Below are 1,518 nucleotides of genomic sequence, written 5' to 3'. Positions count from 1 at the left end.
GCATGGTCGGCGAGCGTCATCGGCTTGCCGCCAAGGCCGACCGTGCCAAGACGGTCGCGGCGGCTGCCACCGGCCAGGTGGCAGCACTTTTGCCGGCTGATCCGCCGCAATCGCTGAAGGGCCTTGCCTTCAACGACCCTGGCGGCAAGCCGATGACGCTCGCCGACCATGCCGGCAAGACGTTGCTGCTCAATCTGTGGGCGACATGGTGCGCACCCTGCCGCGCCGAAATGCCGGCGCTCGACGCGCTGCAAAAAGAAATGGGCAGCGACGCCTTCGAGGTCGTCGCGGTCAACGTCGATGTCGGCGACGACGCCAAGCCGAAGAAGTTCCTCGAGGAAACCGGCGTCAAGGCGCTCGGCTACTACCGCGATTCGACGATGGCGCTGTTCAACGATCTCAAGACGCGCGGCCTGGCGCTCGGCCTGCCGGTCACCATGCTGATCGACGGTGAAGGCTGCCTGATCGCTCACATGAACGGCCCGGCCGAATGGTCGGGACCGGACGCCAAGCGGCTGGTCGTGACAGCGCTCGGCAAGTCGGACTAGGCCCCAGCGATTGTTGCCGATCTTCGTCGCCTTGTTCGAGCCGTAAGCCGGCTTGGCAATCCCTTTCCATCAGCTCTCATTCGCAAGCGTGCACCACTTTACGTAGAGATCGAGTTCATCGATCCGCAACAAAACCGTTGTCCAATTGTCACGAGCGGCACATATTGCCTCTGCGAGAGTGCCCTTTCGCCAATGACAAAACGGGAGATGAAACATGAAGTTCTTCGGCTTCGCGGCCGGTGTCGCCGCCACCTTGACGCTGCTTTCCACCACTTCCGCTTTCGCCGTCACGCAGATCAGCTGGTGGCACGCCATGACCGGCGCCAACGCCGAAGTCGTCGAAAAGATCTCCAAGGATTTCAACGCCAGCCAGAGCGACTATGAGTTGGTTCCGGTGTTCAAGGGCACCTATCCCGAGACGCTGAATGCCGGCATCGCTGCCTTCCGCGCCGGACAGGCGCCCGATATTCTCCAGGTGTTCGATGTCGGCACCGGCGTGATGATGGCGGCCGAGGGTGCGATCAAGCCGGTGGCCGAGGTGATGACCGGTGCCGGGATGACCTTCGACAAAAGCCAGTATCTGCCCGGCATAGTCGGCTATTATTCGAAGCCGGACGGCACCATGCTGTCCTTCCCCTACAACTCCTCCTCGCCGATCCTCTATTACAACAAGGACATCTTCCAGAAGGCGGGTCTCGATGTGAACAACCCACCCAAGACCTGGAATGAGGTGTGGGAAGCTGCCAAGAAGATCAAGGCGAGCGGCGCCGCCTCATGCGGCTACACCTCGACCTGGCTGACCTGGATCCATCTCGAGAACTTTGCGGCGTGGAATGACGTGCCCTGGGCCACCCAGCAAAATGGCCTGGCCGGCGGTGATGTCGAGCTCAAGATCAATGCGCCGATTTTCGTCAACCACTTCCAGGCGCTCACAGACCTCGCCAAGGACGGCACCTTCAAATATGGCGGG

The 1,518-nt window shown here is 61.4% G+C and carries 2 protein-coding genes; both read left to right on the top strand.

What is annotated here, in order from left to right:
- On the top strand, window positions 1-548 hold a 548-nt coding region (locus EOA86_RS34190; RefSeq protein ID WP_164892306.1), incomplete at its 5' end, for a TlpA disulfide reductase family protein.
- Window positions 549-762: 214 nt separating this feature from the next.
- Window positions 763-1,518: extracellular solute-binding protein (locus EOA86_RS34185; RefSeq protein ID WP_128345553.1), on the top strand; the 756-nt coding region annotated here is incomplete at its 3' end.

The organism is Mesorhizobium sp. M5C.F.Ca.IN.020.32.2.1 (assembly GCF_004023105.1).
GTDB lineage: Bacteria > Pseudomonadota > Alphaproteobacteria > Rhizobiales > Rhizobiaceae > Mesorhizobium > Mesorhizobium wenxiniae.
This window is presented reverse-complemented; position numbering and strand designations above follow the sequence as displayed.